6 protein-coding genes are annotated in these 15,574 nt (G+C 40.8%); 5 read left to right on the top strand and 1 reads right to left on the bottom strand.

Translation table 11 applies throughout. The features are described 5' to 3' along the window. Positions 1 to 142: 142 nt before the first annotated feature. Both ACYQ0C_RS16225 and ACYQ0C_RS16220 read left to right on the top strand, forming a co-directional pair. A complete protein-coding gene (locus ACYQ0C_RS16225; RefSeq protein WP_016275534.1) occupies positions 143 to 2,077 on the top strand; it encodes a glycoside hydrolase family 97 protein in 1,935 nt (644 codons plus the stop codon). Continuing rightward, positions 2,074 to 5,499 (top strand): GH92 family glycosyl hydrolase, encoded by a 3,426-nt coding sequence (locus tag ACYQ0C_RS16220; RefSeq protein WP_016275535.1) that lies wholly within the window; start codon positions 2,074 to 2,076, stop codon positions 5,497 to 5,499. The genes ACYQ0C_RS16225 and ACYQ0C_RS16220 overlap by 4 nt, the downstream gene beginning before the upstream one ends. Before the next feature lie 152 nt (positions 5,500 to 5,651). Here the strand turns inward: ACYQ0C_RS16220 and ACYQ0C_RS16215 are convergent, their stop codons facing one another. Further along, complete coding sequence (locus ACYQ0C_RS16215) at positions 5,652 to 8,018, bottom strand: glycoside hydrolase family 3 N-terminal domain-containing protein (RefSeq protein ID WP_016275536.1); 2,367 nt, start codon at positions 8,016 to 8,018, stop codon at positions 5,652 to 5,654. A 133-nt stretch (positions 8,019 to 8,151) separates the two neighbouring features. On the opposite strand from ACYQ0C_RS16215, the gene ACYQ0C_RS16210 reads away from it, so the two are divergent. The 3 genes from ACYQ0C_RS16210 (at position 8,152) to ACYQ0C_RS16200 (ending at position 15,552) form a co-directional block, all read left to right on the top strand. Then, complete coding sequence (locus tag ACYQ0C_RS16210; RefSeq protein ID WP_016275537.1) at positions 8,152 to 9,753, top strand: hypothetical protein; 1,602 nt, start codon at positions 8,152 to 8,154, stop codon at positions 9,751 to 9,753. A gap of 89 nt (positions 9,754 to 9,842) precedes the next feature. Continuing rightward, positions 9,843 to 12,581 carry a heparinase II/III domain-containing protein gene (locus ACYQ0C_RS16205; protein ID WP_016275538.1) on the top strand — a complete coding sequence of 913 codons (2,739 nt, stop codon included), beginning with the start codon at positions 9,843 to 9,845 and terminating at the stop codon, positions 12,579 to 12,581. 157 nt (positions 12,582 to 12,738) lie between these two features. After that, positions 12,739 to 15,552, top strand: a complete 2,814-nt coding sequence (locus tag ACYQ0C_RS16200) for a ligand-binding sensor domain-containing protein (protein WP_016275539.1) — start codon at positions 12,739 to 12,741, stop codon at positions 15,550 to 15,552. Positions 15,553 to 15,574: the final 22 nt, after the last annotated feature.

Below are 15,574 nucleotides of genomic sequence, written 5' to 3'. Positions count from 1 at the left end.
TTATATATTATAATAAATCTATAGCGTATTCTCCCTTTTTTATTGGTCTATAGAAAAGACGGTTTTTTAATCTGTCAATGACATAAAAAATAGAGAGTACGCTATAAATGTATAACTTTGCAAAGTATAAATAATTAATATGATGAAGAGATTGTATATAGGTGCATTATGGATGGTCTTTTCTTTATCCATCCTTCAAGCAAAAGAGATAAAGATGTCCTCACCGGATGGAAAGTATCAGTTTACTTTAAGTGATGAGGGTGGAAACTTGCATTATTCTTTGAATTGGAATGCTAAAGAAACGATAAAACCATCTTTGTTAGGGATTAAGGCTAATGCTGTATGGCGTGATCATTTGTCATTAGGTGATATGACAACTGCCGAACAGGATACTGTCTGGCATCCTGTGTATGGAGAACGCAGTACCATAAAAGATCAGTATAAAGCTTGGTCGGTAGTCATTAATCGTCAGAATTCTCGTGACAAGTTGGTCTTGGATGTACGAGCGTACAATGAAGGGGTTGCATTCCGTTATCGGTTTCCCGGCGGACAATATTTGAAGATCACAGATGAATTTACTGAATATACTTTACCGGAAGGAGCAAAGGCTTACTTCACATCCAGGGCTCAGACTCCTTATGAATATCTCCCATTGGAAGGATGGCCCGGTGAATCAGACCGCCCGTTGCTTTTGACATTGCCTGAAGGTCCTTACGTATGTCTGGCTGAAGCGCAGGTGGTGGACTATGTGCGTACTAAATTCAAATTATCGACGAAAAAAAAGAATACGATTCAATCTGCTATGTATGGTCCCGTAGAGGATATTGCTCCTTACCATACTCCTTGGAGGGTGATTATGTGTGCTGATAAACCGGGACAAATATTGGAACATAATGATCTGATTCTGAATTTGAATCCCTCTTGTAAAATAAAGGATACTTCATGGATAAAACCCGGAAAAGTGATGCGTGAAGTGACATTAACTACAGAAGGAGGAAAAGCTTTGGTGGATTTTGCCGTGAAACGCAATCTGCAATATATTCATTTTGATGCGGGATGGTATGGATTTGAATATGACAAGGCTTCTGATGCTACTACAGTGACATTAGACCCTCGTAGAAATCCGGATATCAATGCTTTGAACCTGAAAGAGGTGGTAGCTTACGCTAAAGAACGGGGTATAGGAGTTATTCTATATGTCAATCAACGTGCATTACAACAACAGTTGGATGAGATTCTTCCGTTGTATAAGTCTTGGGGAATAGCTGGTATTAAATTCGGTTTCGTACAGGTGGGATCACAAGTATGGACTAAATGGATGCATGAAGCGGTCAAGAAATGTGCTGATTATGGCTTGATGGTTGATATACATGATGAGTACCGTCCTACAGGGTTCAGTCGTACCTATCCTAATCTGATGACTCAGGAAGGTATCCGCGGTAATGAGGAATTTCCTGATGCAACACATAATGTAACTCTTCCCTTTACCCGGTTTATAGCTGGGGCGGCAGATTATACCATTTGTTACTATCGTCAGGATTTCGGTCGCTTGAATGCAGACAAGGATAGTTATGGTGTTCCTCGTTCTAAATCTATCCAGACCACTCCTGCGCATCAGTTGGCTTTGGCGGCAGTTTATTATAGTCCGTTGCAATATATGTATTGGTATGATAAACCATCGGATGCTCAAGACGAACCCGAGTTGAAATTCTTTGATGATGTATATACTACATGGGATGATACAAAAGTGTTGCAAGGGGAGGTCGGTGAATTTATTACTATAGCCCGTCGTAAAGGAGAGGAATGGTTTATCGGTTCGATAACAAACAATGAGGCGCGTGCTTTATCTGTAAGCTTGGATTTTTTGCCCGAGGGAAAGAACTACATAGCGGAAATTTACACGGATGGGGATACATCAGTGAAAACACGTACTAAAGTCAGGGTTTCTACTTATCGTGTGAGCAACAAGACGAGATTAAACTTTTGTTTGAAAGCATCCGGAGGTTCTGCTGTTCGTTTAGTTCCTGACGATGGAAATATAAAATCTGTCAAAAACTATAAGCAGCAGCGGTTATGAGAAAGTTGAAAATATCAGTCCTGTTGAAAGTGGGTTTCTATTGTCTGTTTTTGAGTATAGGACTTGAGATGCAAGCCCGGAAATTTGTGCATCCGGGAATATTACATACAACAAAAAGTATTGAGCGGATGCGTGCTCAAATAGCTGATAAGGAATATCCTGCTTATGGCTCTTTTGAATTATTGAAAAGTCATCATTGTTCCCAAGCGGATTATCAGCCTTTCGGACCTTTTGAAGTCATTTCAAGAGATGGTGAGTTTCGTCATACAAAATCGAAAATGGAGCAGGACTTTAGTGCAGTTTATCAGAATGCATTGATGTGGGTTTTGACTGGAGAGAAAGCTCATGCCGAGAAATCACTGGAGTTGTTATTAGGTTATGCCGGAACACTTAAAAGAATTCCGGAAACGAATGATGCCCCTTTGTTGGTGGGGTTGGAAGGATTAAAGATTATTTATGCTACTGAAATGCTGCGTCATACTTATAAAAAGATGACAGTTGTCCAGTTTAATGAGATCAGTAGAATGATAAGGAACGTATTCTTGCCTGTAATGGAGAATTTTTATCATCGTAAGCCTTATACAAACGGGAATTGGGGGCCTATTGTGACCAAAGCTTATATGGCAGCCGCTATTTTATGGGATAATGAGGAAATGTATGATAAAGCGATTGATTTTTATCTTCATGCCAATGACAACGGGACAATAGCTCATTATATCAGTGGGAATACCGGTCAGATACAGGAGAGTGGACGTGATCAGGGGCATAGCATGTTGGGGATAGGTGCTCTGGCAACTGTTTGCGAAATAGCTTGGCAACAAGGAGATGATTTATATTCGGCTCTTGATAACCGGCTGATGAAGGGGTTTGAGTATGTTGCAAAATATAATTTGGGGTATAATGTTCCCTTTGCTGTGTGGAAGGATGTCACAGGAAAATATAGCAACTGGACTGAGATTTCTGATAAAGGAAGGGGCAGATATATGCCGGTTTTTGAAATGGTCTACAATCATTTTGTTATACGGAAAGGGATGCAAATGCCTTATACGGAAAAGGTTCTTCAGCAGATTCGTCCTGAAGGCTATGATCGTGATCAGCCTGCTTTTGGTTCTTTGTTGTTTAATGAAGCGAGGACTAAAAAGAATTATGTTGATCTGGTGAATCCTTTTGTTGACAGTCACCGTTCCCGATGGTTTTTCTTCAGTTCGGCATGTCGTCCGTTTGGTATGGTCAGCCTTAACCCTGATACGGATACCGAGCACTCTTGGGGATCGGGGTATCTGTATGACTCAAAACAAATACGTTGTTTTAGTCATGTTCATAATTGGCAGATGTCCGGTGTGGCGGTGATGCCTACCGTTGGAGAATTTAAAGGGCATTTGGGTATGAATGCTTATCAATCGGCTTTTACCCATGATGGAGAAATAGCTAAACCAGGATATCATAAAGTGAAACTGACAGATTATGACATAACAGCAGAGTTGACTTCTACTATGCGTGTAGGCTTTCATTGTTATACTTTTCCGAAAAGTGATGCCAGTTATATTTTGTTTGATACGGGGGCGTTTCTGGCACATGGATCTACAGCTTATTCGGAGGTTTGGAAAGTAAGTGATAAGGAAATAGCCGGATGGGAGATGATGGAACGTACGGGACGTCGTCCTAAAGATACTCCTGTCTATTTTTATGCACAATTGAGCAAGCCAATGGATAAGGTTGTATCTTGGCGCGAAGGCCGGATAGAATCTAATAGCAATCCGGAAAGAATATCAGGTAAAAATGCGGGTATGGCAGTCCGGTTTAAAACAGAAAAAGACGAAAAGGTGATGCTGAAAGTAGCGATTTCATATGTCAGTGTAGAACAGGCACGTAAGAATATGTTGGCGGAATTGTCAGGCTGGGATTTTGAGCAAGTAAAGCAGTCTTCTTTTTCTGAATGGAATGATTGGCTTGGAAAAATAGAAGTGGAAGGAGGCAGTAGAGAACAGCAGATAAAACTCTATACAGATTTATGGCATGCCTTGTTGGGACGCCATGTAGTCAGTGACGCTGACGGGCATTATATGGATATGACTGCTGATTTTCCGCGCATACGGCAAATACCTTTAGGAGATGAGGGAAAGCCTTTGTATAATCATCATAATTTTGATGCATGGTGGGGAAGTCATTGGTCACTGGATATTCTTTGGTCTATGGCATATCCTGAAGTCATGGATGATTTCTGTAATACAATGATAGATATGTATCGAAATGGCGGTCTGATTCCCCGGGGGCCATCAGGAGGAAATTATACGTATGTGATGATTGGTGATCCGGCTGCTTCTTTCTTTGCTTCGGCTTATAATAAAGGAATCCGTAACTACAATGCAGAACTGGCCTATGAAGGTTTGCGGAAGAATGCTTTTGTGGGAGGTATTCGCGACCATGCCGGTTATGAACATAGCAAGACTGCTCATTCCGGCGGTATGAAATATTATGAGGAACGGGGATATGTGCCTGACGGACGGAAAGATGTTGAAGGGATGCATACTACCGGAGCTTCCATGACATTGGAATATGCCTATCAGGATTGGTGCTTGGCACAGATGGCGAAAACAATGGGGAAATTACAGGATTATGAGTTTTTTATGAAGCGGTCAAAGAATTATCGTAATCTTTGGAATCCGGAAAGTGGCTATATGCAACCTCGTGGAGAGGATGGCAACTGGTTACCTTGTTTTGATCCGTTGGAATTGACAGAAAAAGGAGGATTTTGCGAGAGTAATTCTGCTATTTATTCACATTATGTTCCACATGATATGGCAGGACTGATAGAACTTTATGGAGGTGCCGGCCAGTATATCAAGAGATTGAATGCCAATTTCGAAAAGAGTGAGCCGTATGGATTTTTCCGTTCTAATAAAACAAAGGAAGGCAATTGGACAGATTATGGTAATCAGCCGGGGACCGGAATGGCTCATTTGTTTAGTTATGCAGGAGCACCTTGGCTTACTCAGAAGTGGGTGCGTAAAGTAAAGGCTGCTTATAGCGATGTGACTCCCTATGGAGGCTATCGGGATGATGAGGATCAGGGACAGATGGGGGCTTTAGGTGTTCTGATGGCAATCGGACTGTTTGAGGTGGATGGTGGTTGTGCGGAAAAGCCTTTTTATGAGATTACTTCTCCGCTTTTTGATAAGGTTACTATTCATTTGGACAATCGTTATTATTCCGGAAAGACTTTCCAAATCATAACGAAAGGAAATTCAACTGATAATATGTACATTCAAAATGCTTCCCTTAATGGGAAAAAGTGGAATAAATGTTGGTTTTATCATGAAGACTTTATTAAGGGGGGGACTTTGGAGTTGAAATTAGGGGCAAAGCCTAACAAAAAATGGGGTGTAGAAGAACTTCCTCCTTCATTTATATCTTCAAAATAGAGATTAAAAGATTCTTGTTCAAAACGTCGGTAAAGGATCTGTGAACATAAACCAGATGTAAACAGATTCTTTACCGATGTTTTAATGAAATACTGTATTTATAGAAATCTGAATATTCCTGTCATTCCATATTGAGTTAAAATGGTGGAGGTTTAGGGCGTTATTTCGAACTGGCCATGTAATCTGATGTCCGTAGAAGAAGCTCCGAGCATTACTTTAAAACTACCCGGTTCCACACGGAAATTCATATTTTTGTCCCATAATCCTAAATCTTGTGGACGCAATCTGAAATGAACAGTTTGTTCTTCTCCGGCTTCCAGACTGATACGTTCAAAGCCGCGTAATACTTTGGTATAAGTGGTGACGCTGCTGATTTCATCCCGTAAATAAAGTTGTACTACTTCATCTCCTTTTGTTTTTCCTGTATTTTTGATTTTACAACTTATATGGATATCTCCCTGTACTCCTTGGTGCGATGGTGATATATGCAAATCACTGTAAGTAAAAGTGGTATAACTTAAACCATGCCCGAAAGGATATAACGCTCCGTAAACGGAAGTGGAGGAACTTTCGTCTGATCCCGGTTTAAAGGGAAAGGCAAAAGGAATTTGCCCTACAGATTTAGGAAAAGTAACAGCCAGTCTTCCCCCCGGATTATAATCGCCGAACAAAGCTTCGGCCACAGCTTGTCCGCAAAATTCTCCGGGAAACCAAGCATGTAAAATGGCAGGTACATGAGCTGCTGCGTAGTTTATAGAAGAAGCGCGTCCGTCGAGCATGACTAAAATGACCGGTTTCCCGGTTGCACAAACAGCTTTTAAAAGTTCTTCCTGCCGTCCGGGAAGGTTAAGGCTGGTTCGTGAACGATCTTCCCTGACGGTCAGTTCATTTCCTCCTAATACCATAACTACCACTTCGGCTTGTTTGGCTGCATGAATGGCTTCTTCCATTAATCGGACTTCTTCCGCCGTTTTCGGGAAATCAAGGATTTCACTTTCCGGGAAATGAGGGTCTATGATGTCACATCCTTTTTTATAGATCACTTCTGCATGAGGCAACAGTTCTTTTATACCCTGATAAACGGTTTTAATAGGAGCATTGGCCGGACCGTATCTGCAAATTAATTGGGTCTGTTCGTCGGCATTTGGACCGATAACGGCAAGGGAACGGACAGATTTGGATAAAGGAAGCAAGTTCGTTTCATTTTTTAGTAATACCAGTGACTGACGGGCAGCTTCCAATGATACAGCTTGATGTTTCTTACTATGGACTATTTGTTCTGCTTGTTTACCATTGCCACGATAGGGATTGTCAAATAACCCTAGCCAAAATTTGATACGAAGTATCTCGGCTACCCGTTTGTTGAGAGTTTCCTGAGAGATTTTGCCATCCTCAACAGCTTTACGAAGAGGCAAGATAAAATCGGCAGGCGGAGTGAAATGGGTACGGATATTCAGTCCGGCATTGACCGCCTGTGCAATTCCGTTTTCGTATGTATCTGCTACTTTATGCTTGTTGGAGATAAATTCCACAGCTTCACTATCTGATACTACGTATCCTTGAAATCCCCATTCTTGACGTAATATTTCGGTCAGAAAATGGTAGCTTCCCGTAATGGGTTCCCCATCATAGTCATTATAAGAACTCATTACTCCCAGTGCTCCGGCTTCTTGAAATGCCATCCGGAAAGGTTCTATATATAAGGTACGCATTTCTCGTGGGGCTACGTGTGGGTCGGTTCGTGTCTTTCCGTCACGTCCGCCTACCGGGATACTATAAACTGCAAAATGTTTCGGAGTAGCTACCAGATTATATTTTTGCAAACTGGTAATCATTTGTTTTCCTAATTCTCCTACTAAATAAGGATCTTCTCCGTATGTTTCTACACATCTTCCCCAGCGAGGGTCTTGGGCAATGTCAAGGATGGGAGAATAGATGTTGGTATATCCCAATGCTACCGCTTCTTTAGATTCCACTTCTCCGATACGGGCTATTAATTTTTTGTTCCAAGTGGCACCCTGTCCGCACTGGGCGGGGAAGTAGGTTGCCCGGTCATGACATAATCCGCGAATACCTTCATTGGTGAAATCTACCGGGATACCTAAACGTGTTTTTTCTACAAACCAGCGTTGAATGGTGTGTTTGGCATCCACATGTTTGGCGTATGGAAAAGAATATTCGGACTTGAAAGCCCCTAATCCGTTATGCTCTTCATCTATGTTTCCTATTCCGTCTTTCCATACTTCTGTTTTCCAATTGTCTTGAGGCAACGCATCTTTCAGTACGCGTCCTGAACCGTAAAGGGTGGCCATTTGACAGGTTTTTTCTTCTAGTGTCATTTGTGAAAGCAGGTCTTGTACTCTGTCTTCCAGCGGGGCTTTAGGATTTTCATATAGATCCATTTTCCCGTTCTTGTTGAAGTCTATCCATCCTTTGTGGTAAATTCCGTCCGGTGTGCCCCCTGATATTGGGGTACAGAATAGGAAAGTGATTGCTACAGATAAAGTGTGTTTATTCATGCTATTTAATTTTTGTATATATCTAATACGTACAAAGATAGGTTTTTACTCATTTCTTTGGAAGATAATTTTAGAATAAAGTTGAGTGTTTCTTGATTCCGGTTCGTTTTTATAATAAACAATGAAGATAGCTATGAAACATGTATTTTTATTTGGAATATTCGGTTGGCTTTTATCATTTACGCTTGTTGCACAAACAGGAATTTGGCAATGGTCTGTACCTGTTCGTAATTTTAGCACTCATCCCAAAAATTCTGAGTCAAGGGCTTACTTGTGGATTCCCGGGCAGTGTGAACAAGTAAAAGCAATCTTGGTTGCCCAACACAATATGGAGGAAATTTCTATCCTTGAAGATGAGGCTTTCCGACAACGTATGGCTGAGCTTGATGTTGCTCAAATATGGGTATGTCCTTCTTTCAATCATGGATTTGATTTTACGGATGGGGCATGGGAAACTTTGGATGGTCTTTTGGCAGATCTTGCTGAAGTATCTGGATATAAAGAGTTGTCTACAGCTCCTTTAATAGCCATAGGACATTCGGCAGCTGCTAGTTGGCCTTATTATCTTGCTGCCTATAAACCGGAACGTACATTGGCATGTATTTCTGTCAGTGGTCAGTGGCCATATCATCGTGATCGCTGGCTATGTCCGGATATTTGGGGAGAACGTAACATCAATAAAATTCCTTGTCTGGAAACCATGGGAGAATATGAATCAGCACATACATGGAGCAATGAAGGTTTGAAAGAACGTAAGGAGCATCCATTGCTGCCTTTAAGCATGTTGGCCTGTCCTGCTGAAGGACACTTTGCCTATACCCCGGAAAAAGCACAATATATAGCTCTTTATATCAAGAAGGCAATGCATTATGGACACGTAGATCCGACCAAGGAGGGATGGTTGATGGAGCGATGGAAAAAAAATGAAAAGCCTTCAAGTATTCCGGCACCGGTAAATCAATTTGAAGGGGATCCTGCACAAGCATTTTGGTTTTTTGATCGTGAGATGATAGAGGCTACTTTGGCGTATCAATCCCGATATTACGATATGAAGCCACAATTGGTAAGTGTGTCTCAAAACGGAAAAACAGTATCCCAACAGAATACTCATTTACAAGTTCACCCGGCTTTTATACCACAGGAAGATGGTATCACATTTCAATTGACCCCTGTTTTTTTGGATACTGTTCCAGGAGAAAGTCCCCGACTTTCCAATTGGACTGATTTGCCTGTTGGGGCATCTATTGGTCATGCTGGAAAAACTCCGGTCCTGCAGATGATTACCGGCCCGGCTGTTTTAGTTGATTCTGTGACATTTCGAATACAGTGGAATCGGGGAACTTTATGGACGGACAAGAAATCGGATATTGTTTTTTCTATAACTCATCCGGGAGACGAAGAATATAAACCGGCTGTTCAGCAAGCTCAGATGACAATTCCGGTTAAAAATACGGAAGGACAGCAGCAACATATTAAGTTTGCAACGTTACCGGACATAAAGCGTGGTACTAAGTACGTTTCTTTATCTGCTGTTTCCAGTTGTGGCTTGCCGGTCGATTTTTATGTGGAATCGGGACCGGCTTATGTGGATGGTAATCGATTGATATTAACTGCTATTCCTCCTAAAACCACCTATCCGGTAAAAGTAACTGTAATAGCATGGCAATACGGAAAAAACTCTGATCCTAAGATAAAGACTGCAGAGCCGGCAAAGCAAACATTTTATATTCGGTAACTTTAAATTTGAATGGAAGAGGCGGATGATAAAATAATTCATTTGGATTGAGTGGAATAGCTTTATGATACGTATTTTTGTGAAAGAGAATGAATAGAATTATGAGAAAGATCGTTTTATGGATATGCTTGCTTGTAACAAGTGTATTATATGCACAGGAAACTTCCTTATCGGTGAAACTGTCACAAGGTCATCCCCGTTATTTGACGGATAGTAATGGCAAAGTTGAAACGCAGAAGTTGATAAAGGAAGAACCGTGGGCACAGGAAGTGTTTGAAAAGTTAAAGCAACGGACTGACCGGTATGCTGACCGAGGGTCTGAATGGCTTACTTCCCGTTTGCAAATGTATTGGAAAACTCATGCAACGGAGGTATATATTAAAGGAGAATATTATGATCATGCAGGAGGAGAGAAGGCGCCGGCTCCTACGGTGATGTATACCGGTGCACGCAGTCATGCAACTAACTATGTACGTCCCAAACTGGAAGATTTGAAGCCTTATCAGGAAGATGCTCGGGGAATGTATCTGGCAAATGGGACGTTGGAAGGCAGACCGCACGAATGGGTGAATATCAGTAAAACCGGAAATATCATCCAAAGTATTAATGTAGAGATACTGGGTATCGCCCGTGATGCCGCTTTTCTTTGGTGGATGACCGGGGAGAAGAAATATGCTGATTTGGCAGCTTCGGTATTTGACACTTATATGACGGGGATTTATTACCGGAATGTTCCCAAGGATTTGAATCATGGACATCAGCAGACTTTGGTGGGTATGAGCAGTTTTGAAGTCATTCACGAGGATGCTGTGAATGCTTTGGTCCCATTGTATGATTTTTTATATAATTATTTGAAAACCGATAAGGCTGATAAGATGGACATCTATGCCGGAGCATTCAAGAAATGGGCGGATAATATCATTGATAATGGAGTGCCGCATAATAACTGGAATCTGATGCAGGCGCGTTATATCATGAGTATCGGCATGATTTTGGAATCTGATGCTTCTTATCCGGATAAAAAGGGAGGCGAGTATTATATTGATTATGTGTTGAATCGTTCTTCCATCCGTCAATGGTCACTGAAACAGCTTGCTGATTATGGTTATGATGCTGAAACCGGTATTTGGGCTGAATGTCCGGGTTATAGTCAGGTAGTTGTCGGGGATTATACGGATATGGTCACTGTCTTTGACCGTAATTTGGGTATGGACCTGACCGAGGAGATTCCTGTCATAAAAAAAGCGGTGGCCGCCGACCCGCAATATTTGTTTCCGGATTGTATGACAATGGGTTTTGGCGATACACATCCCGGTAAATTGAATCCTGCTATCTTTGCCCGTATGGTAGCTAATGCCCAGAAACATGGTAAAAAAGATCAGGAAAGACAATTTACTGCTATGTTGAAGTTATTTGATCCCGATGCCTCCAAACCGGCGACTGAAAAGAAAAATGTGAGGGTGGCGGTAACTTCTTTTTTCAGTGACAAGCCTTTGGTAATTGATGATAAGATACCTGCCGGTGATATCAATGATTATGTAACTCCTACTTTTTATGCTCCCAATGCCAGTTGGCTGGTACAACGCAATGGCATGGATAAACGTCATAGTTTGATGATTGCCCAAAATGCCAGTGAAGGGAATCACATGCACGCCAATGGCATCAGCATGGAACTTTATGGAAAAGGATATCGTCTGGCACCGGACGGAGGCATCGGCTTGACCCTTTATTCCGGTTTGGATTATTTGGAATATTATAGTCAGTTTCCTGCACACAATACGGTTTGCGTAGATGGAATCTCTTCTTATCCGGTTATGAAAAGCAATCATGCTTTCAATTTATTGAACTGTTACCCCGAAGCAGGGATGAAAGTAGATTATCAGCCTGTGAGTTATAGTGAAGTCTTTTTCCGTGAACCTGAATCACAGGCTGATCAAAACCGTATGATGAGTATTGTGACTACAGGAGAAAAGAACGGATATTATGTCGATATTTTCCGTAGCAGGAAAGTGGAGGGAGGAGATAAAATGCATGATTATTTTTATCATAATATGGGACAAACCATGAATTTGACTGCTGCTGACGGGAGCAACTTGTCTCTTCAGCCAACGGAGGAACTGGCTTTTGCTGGGGCTCATATATATGCCTATTCTTATTTGTTTGACAAGAAAAGTGCCGAGACGTCCAAAGATATTAAAACAACGTTTACTATACAGATGCCGGATGAGGATAATATCAGTATGAATATGTGGATGAAAGGTGCTCCTGAACGTAAAGTGTTCTCGGCTTTGAGCCCGATGACTGAAGGGTTGAGTCGGATTCCGGATATGCCTTATGCTATCAAAGAGCAACCTACGTTGACTTTTGTGGCCCGCCAACAAGGTGAAGCTTGGAACCGTCCGTTTGTAGCTGTTTATGAACCCTCTTCTGTAAAGGAGCCGGGATGTATTTCCTCCGTTACTTTTCCAGAGGTGAAAAGTGATGTGGCGGGAAGTCATGTCGGAATTTGTATCCAACAAAAAGAGGGGCGTGTGGACCGGATTATTTCTTCGGATGATGCAGGCCATTTGTGCAAAAGTGGGGAAATGACTGTACAAGCTGCTTATGCATTGTGGGGAAATAAACAAGGCGATGATTGTATTTTCTTTTTGGGAGGAGGTACGTTGTTGCGGACTCCGCATGTTGAAATAAGTTCATTGACAGTAACAGATGTGGTGTTGGTGTATAAAGAGGGCGTTTGGAAATATGCAGCTTCTACACCTTGTAAAGTCAGAATGAATGGAAAAGAATATAATTTGTTGCCCGGACACGATTTGCGCAAACTTTGATATAAACTTTTTTTTATAAAGTAATCTTTTAAAATCATCATCTTTTCTTTTTCATATAGCAAATAAGAAGTGGATGATGATTTTTTCTTTTTTGATAGGGAAAATATATTCCCTTTTCACTATATTTGCATAATTTGATAAACAAGAGGTTCCAAATATGCACAATGTAATGAAAAACATTTTAAGATTTATATTTATATTGTTTCTTATATTCTTGTCTTTACCCATTTTCTCTCGTTCCTACGCTTTTCGTGGCTTGTCTGTAACTGAGGGATTATCAGATTTAGTGGTAAACGTCATTTATAAAGACTCTTTAGGTTATGTTTGGTTGGGGACCGGCAATTCATTGGAATGTTTTGATGGAATTCATTTCAAGCATTATCTTATTCCGGGTTCTGATGAAAAATTGAAACGGGTAAATGTCATTGCTGAAATGCCCGGTAATGAATTGTGGATGGGGAATGGCAGTGGATTGTGGCGTGTTAGCAAACAGAAAAACAGTTTGGAACCTATTGCCCGTGAAACGATAGGATACGCTGTGCGTTCTCTTTTACATGATGGGAAAGGAATACTTTATATCGGAACAGAAAGGGGGCTTTTCATTTATAAAGGAGGGAGCTTGAACCAAATTATGATAGATCCTAATATGTTGTCGGCGGCGAACTCTATTGGTGGCTTGAATTTGGGAGAAGATGGAATACTTTGGATGGCTACGGAGAATGGTCTTTATTCTCTGCGACTCTCAGATAGAAAAATAGAGGCTTATCATAATGTGATGGAAGAGAAGCATGTTTGTTCTTTTAAGAATATAGCCAGGATAGGGAGTATGCTTTATTTGGGAACGATGGGGCAGGGAATCATTAGTTTTGATACACAAACTAAAGAATTTGCCCGTTTTGTTGATGTGGGTTGTAATGTAATTTCTTCTTTGTCCGGTGATGGGAAAAGCCTTTTGTATGTGGGAACGGATGGTAACGGAGTTCATTTTGTATCAACGGATAAAAAGAAAGTGGTTCGTTCCATGCGGCATGAAACAGGGAAGGATGAGACTTTGCGTTCTAATTCCGTTTATTCTGTTTTGGTCGATAAAGAAGGTTTGATATGGGTAGGATTTTATCAGTTGGGATTGGATTACACATTGTATCAGAGTGGGTTGTTTTCCACTTATACGTATGCTCCTTTTTTTGATTCTGGAGATATGCCGGTACGTGCACTTGCCATTAAGGGGAAAGAGAAACTGATTGGATCTCGTGACGGACTTTTTTATATTGACGAAGAAAATCATCGTTATAAAAGTTTTAAGGTTCCACTGTTACGCTCAAATATGATTTTCAGTTGTTTGTATTATCAGAATGAGTATTATATAGGTACATACGGTGGTGGAATGTATGTTTTAAATCCTGCGACTTTGACACTCAGAGATTTTGAACCGGATGGAGGAATGCCTTTTAGTAAGGGACATATTTTTTGTATCAAGCAGGATCGTGAAAATAATTTGTGGATAGGAACATCTTTAGGAATATTCTGCTATAAAGACGGCAGACAGATAGCTCATTATACCAGTGCCAATTCTAAGTTACCAGAAGGGAACGTATATGAAATCTATTTTGATTCCACTCATAAAGGATGGATATGTACAGAGAATGGAATGTGCATTTGGGACCCCTCTGCCCGGACATTGAAAACCGATGTGTTTCCTGAGGGATTTATTCATAAGGAAAAAATAAGAGTGATCTACGAAGACTCCAACCATGATCTTTATTTTTTTCCAGACAAAGGCTCTCTTTTTATCTCTGATTTGTCTATGACTACTTTTAGGCGTTTGCAGCCGGGAACTCCTTTGGATGGGAATGATGGTATGTTTATTGTAGAGGATCGTGAAAAGTGGTTATGGCTGGGAACTAACAATGGTTTGTTCCGGTATGATAAGAAAGACCATTTTATTCCTTATAATTTTGTTGATGGTATTCCCAGTTCTATTTTTACTCTTTGTCCACCGGTACGTGATGAGAACGGCATTTGGTTTGGAAACTCCAAAGGGCTCTTATATTTGGATGCAGTGCGGATAAATCAGAAGAAATCCATTCCTTATCCGGTTGCCATAACCGATGTGTATGTAAATGGAAAATCTGTCGTGCAATCTGTTGTGAAAGAGGGTACAAAACCTGAAATTTCATTGGAAGCTTCTCAAAAGAATGTTACCTTCTACTTTTCCGAATTCAGTTATACGGCTCCCGCCTTTATGTCATACGAATATCAATTGGAGGGGGAAGATACCGGATGGACAACTTTGACAGGTCGTTCGGATATGACTTATTATGATTTACCGTCCGGTAATTATACTTTTAAAGTAAGGCGGATGGGAAATCCGGAGTCAGAAACTCAGCTGACAGTCAAAATTGCTTCTTCTATCAGTATATGGAGCATATTGTTCATCGTCATAGCTGTGGTGACCGGAGGTCTTGCTGTTCTTTATCAAAAAAAGAAAGAGGTGGAGGCCGAAAGGGAAGAGCCAATGCCGGATTCTGATAAAGTAATAGAAAAGGAAACCCAGTCGGTTGAGGAAACCAGTGGTGTAGTAGAAGAGAAGTACAGGACAAATAAGATAAGTGTGGAGGAATGTAAACGGTTGGCAGAGAAATTGGAGATTGTTATGCATAAAGAAAAGCCTTATATCAATCCTAATTTGAAAATTGCCGATTTGGCTATATCCATTGGCACGTCATCTCATACTCTGTCCTATTTGTTTAATCAGTATTTAAATCGTAATTATTATGATTATATCAATGATTACCGTATAGCTGAATTCAAACGTTTGGTAGAGAAAGATGAATATGCTAAGTACACTTTGAGTGCTTTGTCGGAGCTGTGCGGATTCAGTTCAAGAGCTTCTTTTTTCCGATATTTCAAAAAAGCTACTAATATCACTCCCAATGAGTATATCCGAAGTATTGGGAAAAATAATGAATAACCCTGCTTTTTCTTGTTGAGAG

This window comes from Phocaeicola sartorii JCM 17136 = DSM 21941, assembly GCF_054653615.1.
This window is presented reverse-complemented; position numbering and strand designations above follow the sequence as displayed.